The sequence below is a fragment of the Hydrogenophaga flava NBRC 102514 genome (assembly GCF_001571145.1).
Classification (GTDB): domain Bacteria; phylum Pseudomonadota; class Gammaproteobacteria; order Burkholderiales; family Burkholderiaceae_C; genus Hydrogenophaga; species Hydrogenophaga flava.
Genome location: NZ_BCTF01000001.1, coordinates 91291 through 112863 on the forward strand (window position 1 = coordinate 91291; position 21573 = coordinate 112863).

The following is a 21573-nucleotide window of genomic DNA, read 5'->3' on the forward strand; positions in this document are numbered from 1 at the left end:
GACAGGGTGAAACACAAGGGTCTGGGCGCGGCGCACCCTCACCTCGGATGATCGGGGGTTGGGGTGGCCTGCAGGCCAGCCAGCACGGCCGCGGTGTCTGCACCCAGCGCGGGTGCCGCCCGGCGGTACTGCACCGGGGTTTTCGAGAAGCGCAGCGGGCTGGCCACGCCCGGCGTTGTGCCGGCCACAGGGTGCGGCAGCTCGACGCGCAGGCCCCGCGCCTGCACATGCGGATCGGCGAACACCTGCTCCAGCGTGTTGATCGGGCCGCAGGGCACGTTGGCGGTTTCCAGCGCGGCGATCCATTGCGCGGTGGTCCGCTGAACCGTCACCTGGCGCAGCAGCGGCACCAGTTCGGCGCGGTGCGCCACACGGGCGGCGTTGGTGGCAAAGCGCGGGTCGGTCGCCCATTCGGCGCGCCCGGCCACCTGGCAGAACGAGGCGAACTGGCTGTCGTTGCCCACCGCCAGGATCATCTCGCCGTCGGCGGTGGGGAAGGACTGGTACGGCACGATGCTCGGGTGGGCGTTGCCCAGGCGGCGCGGCGACTGCCCGGTGATGAGGTAGTTCTGCGCCTGGTTGGCCAGGCACGACACCTGTACGTCCAGCAGCGCAAGGTCTATGTGCTGGCCTTCGCCCGAGCGTTCGCGCCAGGCCACCGCGGCCAGGATGCCGGACACCGCGTGCAGCCCGGTGAGCACGTCGGTCAGCGCCACGCCCACCTTCATCGGGCCGGCGCCGTCTTCGCCATCGGGCACGCCGGTCAGGCTCATCAGCCCGCCCATGCCCTGCACCATGAAGTCGTAGCCCGGGCGCTGCGCGTAGGGGCCGGTCTGGCCGAAGCCGGTGATGGAGCAGTAGATCAGGCGCGGGTTGAGCGCGCTCAGGCTGGCGTAGTCGAGCCCATAGCGCGCCAGGCCGCCGACCTTGAAGTTCTCGATCAGCACGTCGGACTGCAGGGCCAGTTCACGGATCTGGCGCTGGCCCTCGGGCGTGGCCATGTCCAGCGCCACCGACCGCTTGTTGCGGTTGGCGCACAGGAAGTAGGCCGACTCCAGTGCATCACCCTGCGCGTCCTTCAGGTAGGGCGGGCCCCAGCCGCGCGTGTCGTCGCCGCGCTCGGGGTGTTCGATCTTGATCACCTCGGCGCCCATGTCGGCCAGCATCTGGCTGGCCCAGGGACCGGCGAGCACGCGCGAGAGGTCGAGTACCTTGAGGTGGGACAGCGCGCCGCCTTGGGGAGTTGATTCGTGGTTCATGATGCAAACGCCTGCAGACCGGTTTGTGCGCGACCGAGGATCAGCGCGTGGATGTCGTGCGTGCCCTCGTAGGTGTTCACCACCTCCAAGTTCACCAGGTGGCGCGCCACGCCGTATTCGTCGCTGATGCCGTTGCCGCCGAGCATGTCGCGCGCCACGCGGGCGATGTCCAGCGACTTGCCGCAGCTGTTGCGCTTGAGCATGCTGGTCAGTTCCACCGACGCGATGCCCTCGTCCTTCATGCGCCCGAACCGCAGGCAACCCTGCAGGCCCAGCGCGATCTCGGTCTGCATGTCGGCCAGCTTTTTCTGCACCAGCTGGTTGGCGGCGAGCGGGCGGCCAAATTGCTTGCGGTCCAGCACGTAGCGGCGCGCGCGGTGCCAGCAGTCTTCGGCAGCGCCGAACGCGCCCCAGGCGATGCCGTAGCGCGCGCTGTCCAGGCAGGTGAACGGGCCCTTCAGGCCGCGCACGCCGGGCAGCAGGTTCTCGGCCGGCACGAACACAGCGTCCATCACGATCTGGCCGGTGACCGACGCGCGCATGCCCACCTTGCCGGCGATCTCGGGCGCGCTCAGGCCCTGCCAGCCCTTCTCCAGGATGAAGCCGCGGATCTGGTCGCGCCCGCTGTCCTCGTCGGCCAGCTGGGCCCAGACCACGAACACATCGGCGATCGGGCTGTTGGTGATCCACATCTTGGCGCCGCTCAGGCGGAAGCCGTCGGGCACGCGGGTGGCGCGGGTGGACAGGCTGGCGGGGTCGGAACCGCTGTCCGGCTCGGTGAGTCCGAAGCAGCCGATCCACTCGCCCGAGGCCAGGCGCGGCAGGTAGCGCTGGCGCTGTTCTTCGCTGCCGAAAGCGTGGATGGGCAGCATCACCAGGCTGGACTGCACGCTGAGCATGGTGCGGTAGCCGGAGTCGACGCGTTCGATCTCGCGGGCGATCAGGCCGTAGCACACGTAGTTCAGGCCGGCGCCGCCGTAGGTGGACGGCAGCGTGGCCCCGAGCAGGCCGAGGGCGCCCATCTCGCGGAACAGGCCCGGGTCGGTGCGGCCCTCACGAAAGGCCGCCAGCACGCGCGGCGCCAGCTCGGACTGGGCATAGCCCGCGGCGGCGTCGCGCACCGCGCGCTCGTCGGCCTGGAGCTGCTGCTCCAGCAGGAACGGGTCGTCCCAGAGGAAAGAGGAAGTGGGCATGGTGGTGGACTTGAAAAGAGGTCAGCGCTGGCAGGCAAAGCTCGCGGCGGATTCGGTGTCGCCAGCGGTGTAGCGCGCCAGCAGCGGATAGGGGCACAGCGGCCGGGTGCGGGAGGGCGACCAGTTGGCCGGCAGGTCGGTGTTGGCGCCGCCGGGGTTGCCTGCGCCGCGTGCGCTGGCCACGATGCGTTCGGGCGCGCGGCCCTGCTCCACCCAGTCGACCAGCGCGTCCAGCCCGTCGTACTGTTCGGTGGCTGGCCCGCCGCGGGAGTGGCCCTGGCCCGGCACCAGGAACACGCGGGCGAAGTCGGCGGCACGGCCCTGCTGGTGGGCGTCCAGCGCGCGGAACCAGGCCTGCGTGTGGTCGCTGGAGAAGATCGGGTCGGCCGTGCCGTGGAACACCAGCACCTTGCCACCGCGCTGGCGCAGGCGGTCGAACTCGGGCGCCTCCAGCGTGCCCATGAAGTCCAGGGCCTTGTCGGTGTAGACGCCGCTGGTGGCGAAGATCTTGCTGCCGTCGCGGTCGATGTCGAAGGCCAGTGCGAAGGCCGCGCTCTTGCGGGTGTCGGTCGCCATGGCCACATCGGCCACCGGCGGCGACGAGAAGATGAAGCCGACCGACACCGGGTTGCGCGCCGTGAGCAGGGAGCTGCGGAACTTCCACTCGGCCCAGCCCGGGTGCTGGATGCCGGGGTCGAACGGGAAGCCGCTGTAGACCACCTCGCCAGCGCTGTTGCGGGCGGGCGCGTGCACCGCGGCCAGCACCGACTTCTGGGCGGCCGTCAGGCAGCTGCCGTCGCGCCCCGCGGCGCAGGTGGGCAGGTCGCGCTGCGGGTCGAAGGCCGAGCGGCAGGCCTCCACATCGTTCACCAGGCCGTCGGCCAGACCATCGAGTGCGTCGCAGCGCGCCAGGATGGCGCGGGCCACGAGTTCGCGCTCCGGCCGGGGCAGGGCCGACTCGTAGTCGGGCCGGCCATTGACCTCGCGGGTGGTGACCACGGTGTCCCAGCGCTTCACGTTGGACAGGTTGGCCACCGAGGCGCGCGGCAGGTGGATGCCGGGCGACTGCGCCAGCACACCGTCGAACTGGTCGGCGTAGCGGGTGGCCGCCACCAGCGCCTGGCGACCGCCGTTGGACGTGCCGCCGATGTACGAGCGGTCGGGCGCCTTGCCGTAAGCGCGCTGGATCAGCGCCTTGGCCATGGGCGTGAGCGTGCCGATGGCGTTGTAGCCGTAGTCGCGGCGCGCCTGCGGGTCCAGGCCGAACAGCGGGTTCTGCGCGTTGCTGTGTCCGCCGTCGGAGCTGATCACCGCAAAGCCCTTCTGCAGCGCGTTGCGCAGCAGGCCGCCGCTGCCCAGCGAGTTGCCGCCATCGGCGGTGACGACGTTGCCGTCGGTGCCACCGTTGCCCTGGTAGAGGAAGCGGCCGTTCCAGTCACGGGGCAGGCGCATCTCAAAGCCAATGGCGTAGGTCTGGCCGTCGACCGGGCTGACGCGCTCGTTCATCCGGCCGGTCACGCGGCAGTGCTCGCCCACCGGCTGGCCGGCGTTCGTCAGGCGCCCCGCCGGCTCCAGCGTGACCGCGGTGAACCGGGCACCGGCGAAGCCGAAGGCGCCCATCAGTTCGCTGCACTGTTGCAGCGGCGCGGGCGTGGCCGCGCCCTGCCGCGGCGGCTGCGCGGTGGTGGCGCAACCCGCCAGCAGGGTCAGGGAGGCGAGCGCAAGGCTCGGCAAGGCAAGGGATCGGTGCATGGTGCGGGTCTCCGTCGGCTGTCCCGTCTCGGCGGGCGCCTTGTTTTGAAGTGCAATTAACGAACTTCGTGTTTGACTTTTCCGAAATGTACGGGCCAGAATCAGGCACATCAAACGATTTGTTTGCAATCAGTAGTGCATAAAACGCACTTCGAAAGCCAACCATGACCTCCCGACGCAAGATTCCCAGCACCGCCGCGCTGAGCGCCTTCGAGGCCGCCGCGCGGCACGCGAGCTTTACCGAGGCGGCCGAAGAACTCTCCCTCACCCAGAGCGCGATCTGCCGCCAGATCGCGGGGCTGGAGCAGTTCCTGGGCGTGAGCCTGTTCCGCCGCTCGCGCCGTGGCGTGCTGCTGACCGAGGCCGGCGTGGCCTACCACCGCCAGGTGTCGCGGCACCTCGAACAGATCGAGCTCGACACGCTCAACCTCATGACCCGCGGCGGGCGCGGCGGCCGGCTCGAACTGGCCGTCGTGCCCACCTTCGGCACCCGCTGGCTGCTGCCGCGGCTGGCCGGTTTCGCCCAGCTGCACCCCGACATCACGCTCAACCTCTCCAGCCGCACAAGGCCCTTCCTGTTCGACGACACCACCATGGACGCCGCGATCTACGCCGGCGACGGCCACTGGCCCGGCGCCGTGACCACCCACCTGATGGACGAGACCCTGGTGCCGGTGTGCAGCCCGGCCCTGATCGCCCCGCGCAAGAAGCTCACACCGCAGCAGCTGGCCGAGCTGCCGCTGCTGCAGCAGAGCACGCGGCCCTACGCCTGGCGCCAGTGGTTCGAGTCGATTGGCTACGTGCCGGGCAACGAACTGGCCGGGCCGCGCTACGAGCTGTTCTTCATGTCGCTGCAGGCCGCCGCCGTGGGTCTGGGCGTGGCCCTGGTGCCCGAGTACGACATCGGCGACGACCTGACCTCGGGCCGCCTCGTCATCCCGGTGCAGCACTTCTGCCCCAGCGACCGCGCCTACTACCTGTCGATTCCCGAACGCAAGGCCGACAACCCGGTGCTGGAGGTCTTCAAGGCCTGGCTCATCGAGGAGATGGCCACCTACAACGCCTCGGCCGAGCAGGAACGCCTGCTGCGCGCGAAGCCGCAACCGCGCACCCGCTCGGCCTGAGCCGGGTCCGCTTTTTTCAACCCGTCACAAGGTCATCCCGCCATGTCACTGATCCAGGTCCGCAAACGCCAGCTGCTCGTCGAAACCGTCTTCCATGAGGGCGGGCCGCCACCGGCGGTGCCACTGCGCATGGCCGCGGCGCTGGCCGTGGTGCGCAACCCCTACGCCGGGCGCTACGAACCCGACCTGCTGCCCTTCATGGCCGAGCTGCGCACGCTCGGGCGCGAGCTGGCCCAAGAGCTGGTGCAGGTGCTCGGGCGCGACCAGGTGCAGGCCTACGGCAAGGCCGCCATCGTCGGCGTGAACGGCGAGCTCGAACACGGCGCGGTGTGGCACGAAGCGGGCGGCTGGGCCATGCGCGCGGTGCTGGGCGAGCCCAAGGCCATCGTGCCCGCCGCCAAGGCCGTGGCCAGCGCCGGCTACCGGCTGATGGTGCCTTTGCACCACATCCAGGCCGCCTATGTGCGCAGCCACTTCAACGCCATGGAGGTGGGCGTGCAGGACGGCCCGCGTCCCGACGAGATCGTGTTCGGCCTGGTGATGGCCGACGGCGGGCGCATCCATTCGCGTCTGGGTGGCCTTGCGGTGGACCAGATCGCATTGCACGACGGGCAGCGCTGACAGCGCCTCGCGCGGGAGTCGCCACACCGGGTGCGATGGCGGCTTTTTTGCGGTTGCGGCGCTCGCCTACGGCGGGCATAGGACCTATCCTACGAACACGGAGTGGCGGCCCGGGTCCAATGGCGCCACCGGGCCGACCGTCCCCTTCCACAGGAGCCAGCACCATGGGAATCGCACGCATCGCCGCATTGATCGTCATCGTCGCCGGGATCGCCGCCCTGGTGTACGGCGGCTTCTCGTACACGACTGAAAGCACCGCCGCCAAGCTCGGGCCGCTCGAACTCAAGGTCCGGGAAGAAAACCGGGTCAACATCCCCGTGTGGGCCGGCGTGGCCGCCATCGTGGCGGGCGGCCTCGTGCTGCTGGTCAGCGCGCGCAAGTGACGGTGCGGGCCCCCGGCCGACCGGTGTCAACTTTTCAGGCGACCACGCCGACGGTTGGCCTTCGGGAGATTCGCTTCGGCGACATGCTGCACGGCGCGCGCCTGTAGCCGGTTGATCAGGTCATCCAGCACGTCCATCTCTTCCGGACGCAGGACCGAAAGGATCTCCTGGTTGAGCTGAACCACTTCGGGGAACAACTGCGCATAGAGGGCAGCACCGGCTGGCGTCAGAGAAATGCGCACCCGACGCCTGTCGCCAGGCAAGGCCATGCGATCCAGCAGTTTCTTCTCCACCAAGCCCGTGATGGCACGAGAAGTCCGTGCATGGTCCAGACCTGCGCGATCGGCCAGTTCGGACGACAGCGAGGGGCCATGAAACTGCAACACCGCCATCACCCGCCACTCGCGACGGGTGATGCCATGCTGTCCTTCGCACATGCGGATGACCGGCGAACCGGCCACGGAGACCAGCCGGATCAGGCGGTACAGCAGCAGATCCTCGATGGACTGCGGATCGCCCAGCCGTGAAGTGGCCACTGGTATTCCCCTACAACGATTGATTAGAACAAGTGTTGCCGTCTCCATATATTTTGGACGCACCACACCACAACGGAGACACCTGATGCCGACCACCACCCTGATCCACCGAGGCGCTCGCGCCCTGGCCGCCGCCCTGCTGCTCACCTCCGCCGGGCTCGCGTCCGCGCAGACGGACTATCCGGCGCGCCCCGTCAAGATCGTGGTGGGGTTCGGCGCAGGCACGGGACCGGACATCGTGGCCAGGCTGCTGGCCCAGCAACTGTCGTCCGCCTGGAATGGCGCAGCCGTCATCGTCGAGAACAAGGCCGCGGCAGGGGGCACCGTCGCCGCGGCCGAAGTGGCGCGCGCCACGCCCGACGGACACACCCTTCTTCTTGCAGCGACCGGCCAGCTGAGCATCGCCCCGAGCACCTACCGCAACCTGCCCTACCAGCCTGCCAAGGACTTCAAACCGGTGAGCACCGTGGCCGAATCCGAGTTCGTGCTTCTGGTCAACCCACAAAAGGTGCCTGCGCGCAACGCTGCCGAGTTCGTTCGCTGGAGCAAGGAGCAGAAGTCGTTCTTCATGGCCACCTTCGGGGCGGGCACCGCAGGACACTTCGGGGCCTTCATCCTGGGTGACGAGATCGGCGTCACACCCGAACCGGTGCACTACCGCACCACCGCCGACGCATTCAGTGGCCTGTTCGGAGGTGACGTGCAAGGGGTTTTCTCCAGCGTGGGGCTGGCTGCGCCGCAGGTGAAGGCGCAGAAGCTGCTGGCCATCGGTTCGACGGGCAGCGCCCGGTCCACCACACTGCCCGATGTGCCGACGTTCAAGGAACAGGGCTTCCCCAAGATCGGATTCACCACCTGGTTCGGTGTCGTGGCGCCAGCCGGCACACCGGATGCCCTGGTGCAGAAGCTGAGCAACGACATCCGCCAGGTGCTCAGCAAACCCGAGACGCGAACCAAAGTGGAGAATGCCGGTTTCCAGCCCACCGGCTCCACCACCGAAGCCTTCCGCCAGCTCATCGAGTCCGACACGCGGGTGTGGGGCAAGGCCGTGGCCGCCACCGGCTTCAAAGCGGATTGACCGACCATGTCACAGACCACCCCCACCCCAGAGCCCACACCCGAAACACTGGCCGCGCCGTCGCTGGAGCACATCTGCGACCTGGCCGTCACCATTGCCCCGCCGGTCGAGGTGGGCCACACGCCCTCCGGACTGCGGCGCATGATCCCCATCACCGGTGGCGTGGTGCGCGGTCCTCGCCTCAACGGGCGGGTGTTGCCGGGCGGTGCAGACTTCCAGCTGATCGTGGGCCAGGGCACGCAGGCCCACCTGGACGCGCGCTACGTGATCGAGCTGGACGATGGCAGTCGCGTCTTCGTGCAGAACACGGCGCTGCGGGTGACGTCGGCCGAAGACGCCTTGCGCATCATGCGGGGTGAGCCCGTGAACCCCGCGGCGGTGTACTTCCGCTGCCAACCCCGGCTGGAATCCAGCGCGCCCGAGTGGGCCTGGCTGGCCGAAAGCCAGTATGTCGGCACCGGTCGGCGGGCCCCCGACGGCGTCTTCCTGAGCTTCTACCGCGTGACCTGAACCGCCTCGGGCAGGTGGTTTTTGTGCACACTGGCGGCATGAACCCCGCCACCGCCGCCCTGCTCGCCGACGCGCTGCTGGCGCTGCACGTGGGCATTGTGCTGTTCGTGGTGGGGCTGCTGCCGCTGGTGCTGGTGGGTGGCGTGTGCGGCTGGCGCTGGGTGCGCCACCGCGGCCTGCGGCTCACGCACCTGGGCCTGATGCTCTTCATCGCTGCCCAGGCCTGGCTGGGGCGGCTGTGCCCGCTGACGGTGTGGGAACAGGACCTGCGGCGGCTGGCGGGGCAAGGCGCCTACGGCGAGAGCTTCATCGGGCACTGGCTCTCGCGTCTGCTCTACTGGGACCTGCCCTGGTGGGCGTTCGTGGCGGCGTACACCGGCTTCGCCGGGCTGGTGGCCGCTGCCTGGTGGTGGGTGAGGACTGAGCAATGATCACGGACATCGAGGACTTCTTTTCCAAGGGCTGCGGCCGGTGCGAGCGTTTCGCCACCCCCGCCTGCTCGGCCAACAAGTGGCACGAAGGCCTGACCGGGCTGCGCGCCGTCTGCCGCGCAGCCGGCCTGATCGAGACCGTGAAATGGGGACACCCCTGCTACATGCACGCCGGGCGCAACATCGCGCTGATCGGTGCGCTGCAGGGCGACTTCCGGCTCAACTTCTTCAACGCCGCGCTGATGAAGGACCCCGAGGGGCTGATGGAACGGCAGGGCCCGAACACGCAGCACCCCGACTCGATCCGGTTCACCGCAACCGAGCAGGTCGAGGAACGGGCCAGCGCCATCCGCGCCTACCTGCTCGAAGCCATGGCCTATGCCGAAGCGGGCATCCGTCCGCCGAAGGTGGCGCAGGCGCTGGAACTGCCCGACGAACTGGTTGACGCCATGGACGCCGACCCCGAACTCGCCGAGGCGTTTCACCGGCTCACCACGGGGCGCCAGCGCAGCTACGCGATCCTTCTCAGCTCGGCCAAGACGGCGGCGACGCGCGTGTCGCGGATCGAGAAGGCGCGCCCGCACATCCTGGCGGGCAAAGGCGCGAACGAGCGGTGACTGGTGCCCATCCATTTCTCGGATCGTTGCCGTGGTGCCTTGCGCCGTAGCACCGTGCTCACTTCCCCAACGTGTCAGGGCGATTGAGCGAACCACACGGCAAGGCCCGACGCCAGATATCCGCGGAATTTATGCCCGGTGCACCATCCCGACCGCGCCTCTCGTCTCCTGGCCAGACGCATCAAAACGTGCTCGGGCTGCTTCGATCGACGGGCGGCTGCGGTCGACCCAGTTGATCAGCACGGCCACAGGCTCCAGCAGCGTGCGCCCCAGCTCGGTCAGCTCGTAGTCCACCCGCGGGGGAATGCTGGGAAAGACGGTGCGGGTGACCAACCCGTCGCGTTCGAGCCCGCGCAGCGTCAGGGTCAGCATGCGCTGCGAGACGCCGTCGACATCGCGCTTGAGTTCGCTGAAGCGGCGCGGCCCGCCCCGCAGGGCACCTACGACGTACAGCGTCCATTTGTCGCCGATGCGTTCCAGGATTTCGCGCGTCGCGCGGCACCCACTTTCGCTGGGTTCAGGCAAATCAATGTGCTTTGGTGACATGCGTGTGCCTTCTTGTGGCGGTGCGTTCAACACCCTAGGATAAAGGTTCCAAATAGTAACTAAGACCCCATCAGGCACCTAGTCACTCGTGAGAACCAGTCCAAGCTGCCATGACCAACACCACCCTGACCACGTCGATCCCCCCGAGCCGCGAGGAAGCCATCGAGCTGACCCGCAACTTTCTCCCCACCATGTCCACCACACCCACCTTCGGCATCACCGGCGCCACTGGCCAGCTCGGCCGCAAGGTCATCGCGAGCCTGAGCGGTCGCGTCGCACAACAACAGATCGCCGCCATCGTTCGAGATCCGGCCAAGGCCACCGACCTGGGCGTCGCCGCGCGCCAGGGCGACTACGCAGACCGCCAGGGGCTTGAAAAAGCCTTTGCCGGCTTGGACAGCTTGCTGCTGATCTCCTCCAGCTCCCTGGGCACGCGCCAGGCCGAACACGAGAACGTGATCCGCGCCGCCCAGCGCGCGGGCGTGCGGCGCATCGTGTACACCAGCCTGCTGCACGCAGACCGCTGGGGCATCGCCTTTGCGGAGGACCACCTGGCCACCGAGCGCTGGCTGCAATCGTCCGGGCTGGACTTCACCATCCTGCGCAACGGCTGGTATTGGGAAAACCACACCGCCGGACTCGCCCAGGCCCTTGAGCACGGCGGCCTGGTGGGCGGAGCAGGTGAGGCCAGGATTTCCTGGGCGTCGCGACAGGACTATGCCAATGCGGCGGTGGCGGTGCTGACCCAGCCCGACCACGCCGGCAAGACCTACGAACTGGCGGGAGACACCGCCCACTCGCTGCAAGAACTGGCGGCAGAGACTGCTCGACAAAGTGGTCGTGAATTTGGCTACCGCAATCTGCAGGAGGCTGAGCACGCTGCGTTCCTGGCCTCTGTTGGTCTGCCCCCGCCGTTGGCCGCTGTGCTCGCAGAGATCGACTGCCGTGGCATCGCCAAGGGTGTGCTGGCTGGACAAGACCGCACACTCTCGGCGCTGATCGGACGACCGACCACCAGCTTGCCAACAGCGGTAGCCGCAGCTCTGAACCAATGAGGCGAAGCCACTGGTTGACCTGCTGGCACCACCGTCAGCAGAGCGGGCTCAGCCGCCCTGCCGGGTCAAGGGGATGAGGTAGTAGGCACAGAAAGGCAGGTTGCCGCAGGAGGCGTTCATGGTGGCCAGCACCATGACCAGCGACTGTCTGGCGGCTGCGTCTGACGCGAGAGAACACACGCCCATCGATTCGGTGGCATCGGCGGTCAGGTCGACACAGGCAGTCAGCTTGTCGTTCCCCTTGATCAGGGGCTGCAAGCGGGTGAGCATCTGCCCGAACCGGGGATGGGCGAACAGACCGGGCTCGTCCTTGACCACCGCCTTCACGCCTTGCAGTTCGCCGTTGGCGAGTTGTGCCGACATCGGCCTGGGCTCCCCCATGTCGGGACGATGACTGGCCGGCGCGGCGCTGCCGGACGTGGTCGTCATTTCCACCGCGCAAGCGCGCGTGCTTCGGCAGTCGAGCACGATGCGGGTGGTCGAGCCCGAATCGACGACCGAGCCCGAGAACGTGCCGACATACCAGGCACCGGCCGAATCGTCGGCCGCAGGTGCGCTCACCGCTGCCGTCGCCAACGCCGCCGACACGAGCGCGCACCGCGCCCGTGCGCGGATGTTGGTTTGGATCATGTTTCCCCCTGATGAAGTCTCCCGCGTGGTGCGGACTGCTTACGGCCGACACAACAGCCGATCATTTTTTTGGTGCGGTCACTTGCACGTGTATTCGTCAAACATCTGCCCCAGGCGGACAAGTTCCTCTGGCTCCAGCTGTCCATAGGTGTTGCTGTCGAGTGCAGAGCGAACAAGCGACAGTTGCTCTTCATTCTTGACAACTCCACTCTTCAGGATGGAGCGAAGGCGGCGGACCGTTGGAAGCTTGGGAATGTGCAAATCGTTGACACCTCTTCTGCTCAGTTCCTCGGCGAACTTCACCAACGCCTCCGCGTCGAGTGTTTCTCGAAGGACAACGTCGGCTTCTGCGGAAAAACGCCGCAGAAAAGTCAGATTGGTGCTTGTCGATGCCAACTCAGCGTGGGCTCTGATGGCCCCAGAAAACGTCCCCGATGGATCGTCCTGGGTATAGAGCTCAGCAAATGCCAACAGCTTGACGCGTAGTGACGCGATGCAGGCTTCCTTGGTGATCTCGATGGCCATAGCAAAAAGCGAATCTTGCGAAGAATGTGCAAGTAAACCACGTCGCTCGCAAGCGTTTGGTCACACCTCTTGCTCACCCACCTTCCGCGCCTCCACCTCAAACGGGTTGTCCCAATAGGCGTCCCGCCCACACACCCACTGCCACGCCCCGGCCAGCAGGTACGCCGGCAAAAACAGCGGCCCCCAGCGTTCGCACTGGCGCACATGCACCCGCTCGTGGGCGCGCAGGCGCTGCAGTTCCTGCGCGTGGGTGCCGATCACCACGTGTCCGAAAGTGATGGCGGTGAAGGGCCAGCGCCGCCGGGGTGGCGCTCGGCGTGCGGCGATTTCGATCACGCCGTCCACGATACGCAGGCGCGCGCCAAAAGGGAGCAGCAGCAGGCCGAGCGCGAGGCCGATCAGCGTGTTGGGCGAGGCCCAGAGCCACCGCGCCCAGCGCCCGAGGCGACCGGCCGGCCGGGGCCTGCGGCGGGACATGGCCTCAGGAGACGATGTACGCGCCCGAGCCGCAGGACAGCAGCTTGCCGTCCGCCCCGCGGAACTCCATGCGCGTGGACGCAACGCGCGAGCCCAGGCGCAGCACCTCGGCACTGAGTTCAAAGTGCTCGCCGATGCCGGGGCGCAGGTAGTCGATGCGCAGGTCGATGGTGCCGAGCTTGCCGAAGCGGTGCAGGCGCTGCTCGGGCGTCTCGTCCATGTGGCGCGCACCTATGGCGGCCATGCACGCCAGGCCGCCCATGGCGTCGAGCCCGGCGCTGATGACGCCGCCGTGCACGCGGTTGTGGCTGTAGTGCCCGATCAGCTCGTGCTTCATGTCGATGCGCGCGGTCACTCGATCAGGCAGCAGGCTGGTGATCTTCAGGCCCAGCACCTGGTTGAAGACGATCTTCTCTTCGAAGATGGCCTTGAGGCCGGCGATGAACTCGGGCTCGAACTGGGTGGGGGCGGGCGCGGTGGTTTTGGTCATAGTCCGGATTGTCGTGCGGCGAGTTCTTTCATGATCTCTTCGGCGCCGCCGCCGATCATCATGACCTTGACCTCGCGGTAGATGCGTTCGCTGGCGGTGCCGCGCATGAAGCCCATGCCGCCGAGGATCTGCACGGCGGCGTCGGCGCAGAACTGCATGGCCTGCGTGGCGTGGTTCTTGAGCAGGCAGACGTGGCTGACCCAGTCCGCGCCGGTGTCGCCCGCGTCGGCGCGCGCGGTGACGGCGTCGACCCAGGCCTGGGTGGACTCGATGCGCATGCGCATGTCCATTAGCTTGTGGCGGATGACCTGGCGTTCGATCAGCGGCGCGCCGAAGGTCTGGCGCTGGCGCGCCCAGTCCAGCGCCTCGTCGTAGCAGGCCTGCGCAAAGCCCAGCGCCATCGCGCTCATGGCCAGGCGCTCGCCATTGAAGTTGCCCATGATCATGCGAAAGCCCGCGCCCTCCTCGCCCAAGCGGTGGCGCACTGGCACGCGCACACCATCAAAGCGCAGGTGCGCGGTGTCGGAGCAGTGCCAGCCCATCTTCTGCAGCGCGCTGCGCGTGACGCCGGGCCGGTCCATGGGCACCACCACCATGCTGATGCCGCTGGCGCCCTTGTTGCCGGCGTCGGTTCTCACCGCAAGAGTCAGCCAGTCGCAGCGCATGCCGGAGGTGATGAAGACCTTTTCGCCGTCGATCACGTACTCGTCGCCCTCGCGCCGCGCGGTGGTGCGCAGCGCGGCCACGTCGGACCCACCGCCAGGTTCGGTGATGCCCAGCGCCGCGATCTGTCCGCCGCGCAACACTGGCGGCACCACCTCGGCCTGCAGCTCGGGCGAGCCATGCGCCAGCACCGGCGGCAGGCCGATGTTGAGCGAGAACAGGCTGGCCATCAGCCCGCCGCTGGTGCCGTGGCGGGCCAGGGTCTGCGACAGCGCGTTGCGCGCGCGCCAGGGTGCGGGCGTGCCGCCCAGATGCTCTGGGTAACCCAGGCCGAGCAGGCCGAGATCGGCCGCTTCGCGGTACAGCACGCGCGGAATCTCGCCAGCGGCTTCCCAGGTGTCGAGGTTGGGGCGCACGTGCTCCAGAGCGAAGCGGCGCACGGTGTCGACGAGCGCCTGCAGGTCGGCGGCTTCGAAGTGGTTCGCGGTGTCGGTGGTCATGCGCCTGCTTCCGAAAAGACCAATAGGACCTGTCCGGGCACCAGCTGCTGCCCCGCCACCACCGTCACACCGGACACCATGGCGTCGCGCGGTGCGGCGATCTGGTGCTCGATCTTCATGCTCTCGATGGTCAGCAGCACCTGCCCGCGCGCCACGCGCTGGCCGGGCTGCACCATGAGCGACACCAGCTTGCCGTTGAAGGGCGCGCGCAGTTCGCGCGCCGCGGGGCCCTGGCCACCGCTCAGCGCGGCGGCCAGGCTCAGGTCCTGCAGGTGCAGGTCGTGGGCGCCCCAGCGCACATGGCAGTGGCCGTCGGCCTTGCGCACCACCTGCGCGGGCTGCGCGACGCCATCGAGCGCCACGGTGCCATGGCCGATGTGCGCGGTGTGCTCACGCTCACCGGCCCGCACCTGCAAGGCACCGTGACCGAGTTCGCGGACGCTGAGGTCCAGCGTGGTGTCGCCCAGCTTCACGCGCAGCGGCCGCACGAACGGGCTGGGCAGCGAAGTGCCCGCACGGCCCAGCCAGGTCGCCGCCAGCGCGGCGGCCACGAAAGCCTCGTGCGGCGGCTGGAGCGCTGCGCGCAGCCCGTCGCCGTGTTCCGCAAGGAAGGGGATGGTGGCGCCGCCCGCGCCGAACACCGGGTGGCGCAGGCAGGCGGCGAGGAAGGCGCGGTTGCTGGGCAGGCCCAGCAACACGGTTTCGTCCAGCGCGTGCGCGAGCTTCGCGATGGCTTCGCCGCGGGTCGGCGCGTGGGCGATCAGCTTGCCCAGCATGGCGTCGTAGTGCGGCGTGACCACCGTGCCGTCTTCGAGCGCGTGGTCGAAGCGCAGGCCATCGGTGAGGGTCGGCTCGGCGAAGCGCTGCACCGTGCCGGCGTGCGGGGTGAATCGATCGTCCTCGGCGCAAAGGCGGACCTCGATGGCGTGGCCGCGGAGCTGCACCTGGTCTTGCGTCAGTGGCAGCGCCTCGCCGCAGGCGACGCGCAGTTGCCACTCAACCAGGTCGAGGCCAGTGAGCATTTCGGTGACAGGATGCTCGACCTGCAGCCGGGTATTCATCTCCATCATAAAGAACTGGTCACCGTCGAGCAGGAACTCCACCGTACCCGCGCCCACATAGCCCGCGCCCTGAGCCAGCGCCACCGCACAGCGGCCGAGTTCGGCGCGCAGTTCGGGCGAGACCGCCGGGCTCGGCGACTCTTCGATGATCTTCTGGTGGCGGCGCTGCACCGAGCAGTCGCGCTCGCCCAGGTGGATGCAGTGGCCGTGCGCATCGGCGAACACCTGCACCTCGACGTGGCGCGGGTTCAGCAGCGCGCGCTCGATCAGCAGGTCGCCGTGGCCGAAGCCGGCCAGCGCCTCCGAGCGCGCGCTCTGCAGCGCGGCGGGCAACTGCTCGGCGCTGCGCACGAGGCGCATGCCGCGCCCGCCACCACCGGCCACGGCCTTGACCATGACCGGGTAACCGATGCGCTGCGCCTCGGCCACGAAGGTCTCTTCGCGCTGGTCGTCGCCGAAGTAGCCGGGCAGCACCGGCACGCCCTGCCGCAGCGCCAACGCCTTGGCGGCGGACTTGCTGCCCAGCGCACGGATGGCGGCGGGCGGCGGGCCGACCCAGTTCAGGCCCGCGTCGATGACGGCCTGCGCGAAACCGGCGTTCTCGCTGAGGAAGCCGTAGCCGGGGTGCACCGCGTCGGCGCCGCTGGCGCGCGCGGCGTCGATCAGCTTGTCCATGCGCAGGTAGCTGTCGGCCGAGGCCGTGCCACCCAGCGCCATGGCGGTGTCGGCTTCGCGCATGTGCAATGCGCTGCGGTCGGCATCGGAGTACGCCGCCACGGTGGCGATGCCCATCTTGCGCGCGGTGCGGAGGATGCGGCGCGCGATTTCGCCGCGGTTGGCGATCAGCAGGCGCTTCATGCGCCCCCCTCCACCCACGGTGCGGGCTGCTTGCGCGCAAAGGCCTTGAGGCCGGCGGCCGCCTCCGGCCCGCGCAGGGCCGACGCAAAGGCGATGGCGGCTTCGTCGCGCAGGTCGGGCAGCGGGCCGTGCAGGCGGCGCAGCAGTTGTTTGGTGGCGGCGGTCGCGCCGGGCGCCGCTGCACGGTGGCGTTTGAGGGTATCGGCCAGCGCCTCTTCCAGTTCGCCATCGGCCACCACGTCGTTGACCAGACCCAGGTCACGGGCCTCGCTGGCGCTGAAGTGCCGCCCCGACAGCAGGCAGTCGCGCGCGGCGCGGTCACCCAGACGCCGCCAGACAAAGGGCGCGATCTGCGCCGGCGGCAGACCCAGCGTGACCTCGGGCGTGGCGAACACCGAGCGCTGCGTGGCCAGCACCACGTCGCCACAGCAGACCAGGCCGAAGCCGCCGCCCATGGCCGGCCCGTCCACCGCAACCAACAGCAGCTGCGGCAGTTCGGTCAGCGCGTGCAGCACGTCGCCGAATGCGCGGTTGGCGTCGATCAGCGGGTCGTGTGCGCCCTCGGCAAGCGGCTGGCCGATGGCGCTGGCGAAGTGGCCCAGGCTGCCGCCCGCGCAGAAGGCACCTCCCGCACCGGTGAGCACCACCGCGCGCAGGCGGTCGTCGGCCTTGGCCCGCAGGCAGGCCTCGAACAGGGCGACCACCATGCCGTCGGACAGCGCATTGCGCGAGGCCGGGTCGTTGAGCGTCCAGCGCTCGGTGTCGCCCTGCCGCACCACCAGAAAGTTGCTCATGCCGCTCCCTCTCAGTGCGCCGGGCGCTTGGCGATGCCCATGATTTTGGTGAGGATGCCGAGCATCACCTCGTCGGCCCCACCACCGATGGAGGCCAGGCGCCCGTCGCGGTACATGCGCGAGACCTTGTTGTCCCAGGTGAAGCCCATGCCGCCCCAGAACTGCAGGCAGGTGTCGGGTACCAGGCGGTTCAGGCGCCCGGCCTTGAGCTTGGCCATGGTGGCCCACTCGGTCACGTCTTCGCCTGCCACGTAGTGTTCGCAGGCCTGGTAGGTCAGCGCGCGAAGGCTCTCGACCTCGGTCTTGAGCTCGGCCAGCTTGAACTGCACCCACTGCTGGTCGGCCAGCGAGGCGCCGAACAGCTTGCGCTCCTGTGCGTACTCCACCGTCCACTGGATGCAGTTGGTCAGGCTCTGGATGCAGCTGGCCGCGGCCCACAGGCGCTCTTCCTGGAACTGCTGCATCTGGTAGATGAAGCCCGAACCTTCAGCGCCGATGCGGTAGCGCTGCGGCACGCGCACCTCGTCGAAGAACAGCAGGCCGGTGTCGCTGCTGTTCATGCCGATCTTCTTGATCTTCTGGCCGACCTCGAAGCCCTTGACGGTCTTGCCGTTCTCGCGCAGCGGCACCATCACCAGGCTCTTGTTCTTGTGCGCCGGGCCCTCGCTGGTGTTGACCAGCATGCACATCCAGTCGGCCTGCAGGCTGTTGGTGATCCACATCTTCTGGCCGCTGATGACGTAGTCGTCGCCGTCCTTGCGCGCCACGGTCTTGATGGCCGAGACGTCGCTGCCCGCGCCCGGTTCGCTCACGCCGATGCAGCCCACCGCATCGCCCGCAATCGCCGGCGCCAGGAACTGTTCCCGCAGTTCATCGCTGCCAAAGCGCGCCAGCGCGGGGGTGCACATGTCCGTCTGCACGCCGATGGCCATGGGCACGCCGCCGCAATGGATGTGGCCCAGCGCCTCGGCCATGGCCACGCTGTAGGAATAGTCCAGCCCCATGCCGCCGTAGGCCTCGGGCTTGGTCAGGCCCAGCAGGCCGAGCCGGCCCATCTGCTTGAAGACCTCGTGGGCCGGGAAGATCTCGGCCGCTTCCCACTCGTCCACGTGCGGGTTGATCTGCTCGTCGATGAAGCGCTTGAGGGTCTTCTGGATTTCGCGGTGCTCGTGGGTGAACTGCATGGGGTGTCTCCTGTCGTTGTCTTGAATGCGGGGGTCACATGCGCGCCACGCCGAACTGCATGGCCCTCGGCTGACGCAACGCCGCCTCGGCCACGGTGTCCAGGCAGAAGGCGAGCACGGCGCGGGTGTCGCGCGGGTCGATCACGCCGTCGTCCAGCACCAGGCCGCTCGTATGGAACGCATCGGCCTGCGACTCGAACTTCTGCACGATGGCGTCGTACTGCGCCTTCATCTGTGCCTGCACCTCGGGCGTGTCGGTGGGAATGCCTTTGCGTGCCATGCCGGCCTCGGCCACGATCTGCATGGTCTTCGCGGCCTGCTCCCCGCCCATGACCGCGGTGCGCGCGTTGGGCCAGCTGAACAGGAAGCGCGGCGCGTAGCCGCGGCCGCACATACCGTAGTTGCCGGCGCCGAAGCTGGCACCGCACTGGATGGTGATCTGCGGCACGGTGGCGTTGGTCACGGCCTGGATCATCTTGCTGCCGTGCTTGATCATCCCGGCCTGCTCGCTGTCCTTGCCGACCATGTAGCCGGTGGTGTTCTGCAGGTAGACGATGGGATGGCCCAGCTGGCACATCCACTGGATGAAGTGCGTGGCCTTGTTCGCACCCGCCACGTCGATGGGGCCGTTGTTGCTGATGATCCCGACCGCATGGCCGCCGATGTGCGCCTGCGCGCAGACCGTGGCGGCGCCGTAGAGCGGCTTGAACTCGAGGATGTCGGAGCCGTCGGTGATGCGCGCCATGACCTCGCGCATGTCCACCGGCTCGCGGTGGTGCGGTGGCATCAGCGCAAGCAGGTCTTCCGCGTCGAAGCAGGGTTCGGTCGCCACCGGTCGCTGCGGCGTCTGCCAGCCAGTGCGCGCCACGATGTCGCGCGCCAGGCCCAGGGCTTCGCGGTCGTCTTCGGCGAGGTGCTCGCCCAGGCCCGACACCGAGGTGTGCATCTCGGCGCCGCCCAGTTCTTCTTCGGTGGCGATCTCGCCGGTCGCGGCCTTGAGCAGCGGCGGGCCGGCGAGAAAGGCGCGCGAGCGGCCGCGCACCATGATCACGATGTCCGACAGACCCGGCATGTAGGCGCCGCCCGCGGTGCCCGAGCCGTGCTGCACGGTGATCACCGGCAGGCCCGCGGCCGAGAGCCGCGCGAGGTTGCGAAACAGGCCGCCGCCGAGCACGAAGCCCTCGACCTGGTACTTCATCAGGTTCGCGCCCGCGCTCTCGACCAGGTGCACGAAGGGCAGCCGGTTCTCCAGCGCCATCTCCTGCACGCGCAGGATCTTCTCCAGCCCGCGAGCCTGGATCGCGCCGGCCTCGATGCCCGAGTCGCTGGCCACCACCATGCAGCGCACACCGCCGATGAAACCGATGCCGGCCAGCATGCCGCCGCCGGGCACGGATTTCTCCGGGTCTTTCGTGTCCTGCAGGAAGCCGGCCAGCGAACACAGCGGCAGCCAGGGCGCTCCGGGGTCCAGCAACAGGCCCACGCGCTCGCGCGGCAGCAACTGCCCGCGCTTGTGGAACACCGGTGCCGACTGGGCCGAAGCCGCAGCGGCGCGTTCTTCCAGCGCCCGCAGCTGGGCGATGCGCGCGAGCATGGCGTCGCGGCGTTGCGCAGCCTGTTCGCTGTGCGGGTTGAAATTCGACGCAAAGCTCATGACTGGAACACCTTGGGCGTCACGGCGCAGTGGAAACCGTCGAATGGTTTCACCGCGTCGCGCTGCTGCACCTCGGCCGGTGCGGCGACCTGGCCCCAGCCCATGCGCACCTGCGGCCGTGCGCCATCCACACGCAGCACGGTGCCGCTGATGAAACTGGCCGCCGGCGAGAGCAGGAAGACGATGGCGGCCGAGGTTTCGGCCTCGTTGCCGAGGCGGCCCAGCGGCACCGTCTGGCGCATCTCGCGCAGCATCGGCCCGGCTTCGGGCGGGTAGTGGTCCATGCCGCTGGACGCGATGTAGCCCGGCGCGACCGCGTTCACGCGCACGCCGCTCTTGGCCCACTCCATCGCCGCGGTCTCGGTGAAGCTGACCATGCCCATGCGCGCCGCGCCGCTGTGGCCCATGCCCGGCATGGAGCCCCACATGTCGGCCACGATGTTGACGATGGCGCCGCCCTGCGCCGCCATGCTCTGCAGGTAACACTCGCGCGCCACCAGGAAGCCGCCGGTGAGGTTGGTGTCGATCACCGCCTGCCAGCCCTTTGCGCTGATCTTCTCCAGGGGGGTGATGTACTGGCCGCCCGCGTTGTTGACCAGGGCATCGATGCGGCCGTGGGCCTGCACCGCGTCGGCCACCATGGCCTGCACACCCGCCTCGTTGCGGATGTCGCAGACGTGGAAGCTGGCGCGCCCGCCGTCGTCGGCGATCTCGATGGCCGTGGCCTGCAGCTTCTCGGGGTTGCGGCCCACCAGCACCACCATGGCGCCCAGGCGGGCCAGCTCGTGCGCGGTGCAGCGGCCGATGCCCGAGCCGCCGCCCGTGACCATCACCACGCGGCCGGCGAACAGGCCGTCTCGGAACACCGACTGGTAGCCTGAACTCATGCGGGCTCCTTGAGGAAGAGTTGCAACGCGGCCTCGGTCAGGTCGTCAAGTGAGGCCTTGCGGCCCGGCTCGAACCACTGCACCGCCCAGTTGAGCGCTCCAAAAATCATCAGCCGCGCCAGGCTCGGGTCGCCCTGCAGCTCGCCGCTGTCGTGCAGCGCCTGCAGCACCGGCACCCAGACGGCTTCGTACTCGCGCCGCAGCTCGTTGACCGCCTGGCGCTGCACCTCGGAGAGCGAGCGCCACTCGTAGAGCATCACCGGGATGAAGTCGCTTTCGGCGCCCAGCAGCACCTCCAGGTGGTTGCGCACCAGCACGCGCAGGCACTCGCGCGCGCTCAGCGTCTGGCCCGCGGCGGTGGCCGCGGCGTGCATGGCGCCGGCCTGGCGCCCGGTAGCGCGCTGCATGCCTTCGAGCATCACGGCCGCGAGCAGCGCTTCCTTGTTCTCGAAGTGGTAGAAGGGCGAGCCCGAGCGCATGCCGGCCGCCGCTGCGATGTCCCGTGTACTGGTGGCGGCAAAGCCCTGCTGGCGGAACAGGCGGGCCGCGGCGCGCAGCAGGTCCTGGCGGCGGTTGCCGTCGTCGCGCTCGTCGGCGGTCTTGCGGGGGCGCCCGCGGGCGCGCTTGACGGCGTCGGGTGCGGCGGACTCGGTGGTCGGTGCGTTCATGGGGCCACACCCTAGCAGAGCACCTTATTTTTAGCAAGCAAACGCTTTGTAAAAATAAAACAAGGCCGACAATGCGC

At 68.7% G+C, this 21573-nt stretch carries 24 protein-coding genes; 8 read left to right on the plus strand and 16 right to left on the minus strand.

Annotated elements, in window-relative coordinates; translation table 11 throughout:
* Positions 1-38 precede the first annotated feature (38 nt).
* The 3 genes from HFL01S_RS00435 to HFL01S_RS00445 are packed head-to-tail and all read right to left on the minus strand — an operon-like array spanning position 39 to position 4204.
* The gene (locus tag HFL01S_RS00435) at positions 39-1259 is read right to left on the minus strand and encodes a CaiB/BaiF CoA transferase family protein (RefSeq protein WP_066253115.1); all 1221 of its coding nucleotides are present in this window, start codon (positions 1257-1259) and stop codon (positions 39-41) included.
* Positions 1256-2452 carry an acyl-CoA dehydrogenase gene (locus tag HFL01S_RS00440; protein ID WP_066253121.1) on the minus strand — a complete coding sequence of 399 codons (1197 nt, stop codon included), beginning with the start codon at positions 2450-2452 and terminating at the stop codon, positions 1256-1258. The genes HFL01S_RS00435 and HFL01S_RS00440 overlap by 4 nt, the downstream gene beginning before the upstream one ends.
* 21 nt (positions 2453-2473) lie before the next feature.
* Positions 2474-4204: a tannase/feruloyl esterase family alpha/beta hydrolase gene (locus HFL01S_RS00445; protein ID WP_066253124.1), complete on the minus strand. Its 1731-nt coding sequence runs from the start codon at positions 4202-4204 to the stop codon at positions 2474-2476.
* Between the two features lie 164 nt (positions 4205-4368).
* Between HFL01S_RS00445 and gcvA the strand changes: the two genes are divergently transcribed.
* The 3 genes from gcvA (at position 4369) to HFL01S_RS00460 (ending at position 6332) form a co-directional block, all read left to right on the plus strand.
* Positions 4369-5328 (plus strand): transcriptional regulator GcvA, encoded by a 960-nt coding sequence (gene gcvA / locus HFL01S_RS00450; RefSeq protein WP_066253127.1) that lies wholly within the window; start codon positions 4369-4371, stop codon positions 5326-5328.
* 42 nt (positions 5329-5370) lie between these two features.
* Positions 5371-5949 carry an amino acid synthesis family protein gene (locus HFL01S_RS00455; protein ID WP_066253130.1) on the plus strand — a complete coding sequence of 193 codons (579 nt, stop codon included), beginning with the start codon at positions 5371-5373 and terminating at the stop codon, positions 5947-5949.
* Positions 5950-6113: 164 nt separating this feature from the next.
* A complete protein-coding gene (locus tag HFL01S_RS00460) occupies positions 6114-6332 on the plus strand; it encodes a hypothetical protein (RefSeq protein ID WP_066153642.1) in 219 nt (72 codons plus the stop codon).
* A gap of 26 nt (positions 6333-6358) precedes the next feature.
* Here HFL01S_RS00460 and HFL01S_RS00465 read toward each other — a convergent pair whose 3' ends face one another.
* Positions 6359-6868 (minus strand): MarR family winged helix-turn-helix transcriptional regulator, encoded by a 510-nt coding sequence (locus HFL01S_RS00465; protein ID WP_369407701.1) that lies wholly within the window; start codon positions 6866-6868, stop codon positions 6359-6361.
* 85 nt (positions 6869-6953) lie between these two features.
* Between HFL01S_RS00465 and HFL01S_RS00470 the strand changes: the two genes are divergently transcribed.
* Genes HFL01S_RS00470 through HFL01S_RS00485 form a run of 4 tightly spaced genes read left to right on the plus strand, consistent with a single transcriptional unit; the run spans position 6954 to position 9504 of the window.
* Positions 6954-7946, plus strand: a complete 993-nt coding sequence (locus HFL01S_RS00470; protein WP_066253132.1) for a Bug family tripartite tricarboxylate transporter substrate binding protein — start codon at positions 6954-6956, stop codon at positions 7944-7946.
* 6 nt (positions 7947-7952) lie between these two features.
* Complete coding sequence (locus HFL01S_RS00475) at positions 7953-8456, plus strand: DUF3237 domain-containing protein (protein WP_066253135.1); 504 nt, start codon at positions 7953-7955, stop codon at positions 8454-8456.
* A 38-nt stretch (positions 8457-8494) separates the two neighbouring features.
* Positions 8495-8887 carry a DUF2784 domain-containing protein gene (locus tag HFL01S_RS00480; RefSeq protein WP_066253762.1) on the plus strand — a complete coding sequence of 131 codons (393 nt, stop codon included), beginning with the start codon at positions 8495-8497 and terminating at the stop codon, positions 8885-8887.
* A complete protein-coding gene (locus HFL01S_RS00485) occupies positions 8884-9504 on the plus strand; it encodes a YdeI/OmpD-associated family protein (protein WP_066253138.1) in 621 nt (206 codons plus the stop codon). Before HFL01S_RS00480 ends, HFL01S_RS00485 begins: the two co-directional genes overlap by 4 nt.
* Positions 9505-9633: 129 nt before the next feature.
* Here the strand turns inward: HFL01S_RS00485 and HFL01S_RS00490 are convergent, their stop codons facing one another.
* The gene (locus HFL01S_RS00490; protein WP_066253141.1) at positions 9634-10050 is read right to left on the minus strand and encodes a winged helix-turn-helix transcriptional regulator; all 417 of its coding nucleotides are present in this window, start codon (positions 10048-10050) and stop codon (positions 9634-9636) included.
* A gap of 110 nt (positions 10051-10160) precedes the next feature.
* Here HFL01S_RS00490 and HFL01S_RS00495 point away from each other — a divergent pair, with 110 nt between their 5' ends.
* Positions 10161-11105 carry an SDR family oxidoreductase gene (locus HFL01S_RS00495; RefSeq protein WP_281179887.1) on the plus strand — a complete coding sequence of 315 codons (945 nt, stop codon included), beginning with the start codon at positions 10161-10163 and terminating at the stop codon, positions 11103-11105.
* A 48-nt stretch (positions 11106-11153) separates the two neighbouring features.
* On the opposite strand, the gene HFL01S_RS00500 is transcribed toward HFL01S_RS00495, so the two are convergent.
* The 11 genes from HFL01S_RS00500 to HFL01S_RS00550 form a co-directional block, all read right to left on the minus strand.
* Positions 11154-11735: a hypothetical protein gene (locus HFL01S_RS00500; RefSeq protein ID WP_066253143.1), complete on the minus strand. Its 582-nt coding sequence runs from the start codon at positions 11733-11735 to the stop codon at positions 11154-11156.
* Positions 11736-11813: 78 nt separating this feature from the next.
* Complete coding sequence (locus HFL01S_RS00505; RefSeq protein ID WP_066253145.1) at positions 11814-12260, minus strand: hypothetical protein; 447 nt, start codon at positions 12258-12260, stop codon at positions 11814-11816.
* A 60-nt stretch (positions 12261-12320) separates the two neighbouring features.
* Positions 12321-12737, minus strand: coding sequence for a hypothetical protein (locus HFL01S_RS00510; RefSeq protein WP_066253148.1), 417 nt, complete (start codon positions 12735-12737; stop codon positions 12321-12323).
* Positions 12738-12741: 4 nt separating this feature from the next.
* Positions 12742-13227, minus strand: coding sequence for a thioesterase family protein (locus tag HFL01S_RS00515; protein WP_066253150.1), 486 nt, complete (start codon positions 13225-13227; stop codon positions 12742-12744).
* Positions 13224-14390, minus strand: a complete 1167-nt coding sequence (locus tag HFL01S_RS00520) for an acyl-CoA dehydrogenase family protein (RefSeq protein WP_066253153.1) — start codon at positions 14388-14390, stop codon at positions 13224-13226. Before HFL01S_RS00520 ends, HFL01S_RS00515 begins: the two co-directional genes overlap by 4 nt.
* Complete coding sequence (locus HFL01S_RS00525) at positions 14387-16309, minus strand: acetyl/propionyl/methylcrotonyl-CoA carboxylase subunit alpha (RefSeq protein WP_066253156.1); 1923 nt, start codon at positions 16307-16309, stop codon at positions 14387-14389. Before HFL01S_RS00525 ends, HFL01S_RS00520 begins: the two co-directional genes overlap by 4 nt.
* Positions 16306-17103, minus strand: coding sequence for an enoyl-CoA hydratase/isomerase family protein (locus tag HFL01S_RS00530; RefSeq protein ID WP_066253159.1), 798 nt, complete (start codon positions 17101-17103; stop codon positions 16306-16308). Before HFL01S_RS00530 ends, HFL01S_RS00525 begins: the two co-directional genes overlap by 4 nt.
* A gap of 11 nt (positions 17104-17114) precedes the next feature.
* Positions 17115-18287, minus strand: a complete 1173-nt coding sequence (locus tag HFL01S_RS00535) for an acyl-CoA dehydrogenase family protein (RefSeq protein ID WP_066253161.1) — start codon at positions 18285-18287, stop codon at positions 17115-17117.
* Positions 18288-18321: 34 nt separating this feature from the next.
* Complete coding sequence (locus HFL01S_RS00540) at positions 18322-19941, minus strand: acyl-CoA carboxylase subunit beta (RefSeq protein ID WP_066253164.1); 1620 nt, start codon at positions 19939-19941, stop codon at positions 18322-18324.
* Positions 19938-20828, minus strand: coding sequence for an SDR family oxidoreductase (locus HFL01S_RS00545; protein WP_066253168.1), 891 nt, complete (start codon positions 20826-20828; stop codon positions 19938-19940). The genes HFL01S_RS00540 and HFL01S_RS00545 overlap by 4 nt, the downstream gene beginning before the upstream one ends.
* The gene (locus HFL01S_RS00550; protein WP_066253171.1) at positions 20825-21496 is read right to left on the minus strand and encodes a TetR/AcrR family transcriptional regulator; all 672 of its coding nucleotides are present in this window, start codon (positions 21494-21496) and stop codon (positions 20825-20827) included. Before HFL01S_RS00550 ends, HFL01S_RS00545 begins: the two co-directional genes overlap by 4 nt.
* Positions 21497-21573 lie beyond the last annotated feature (77 nt).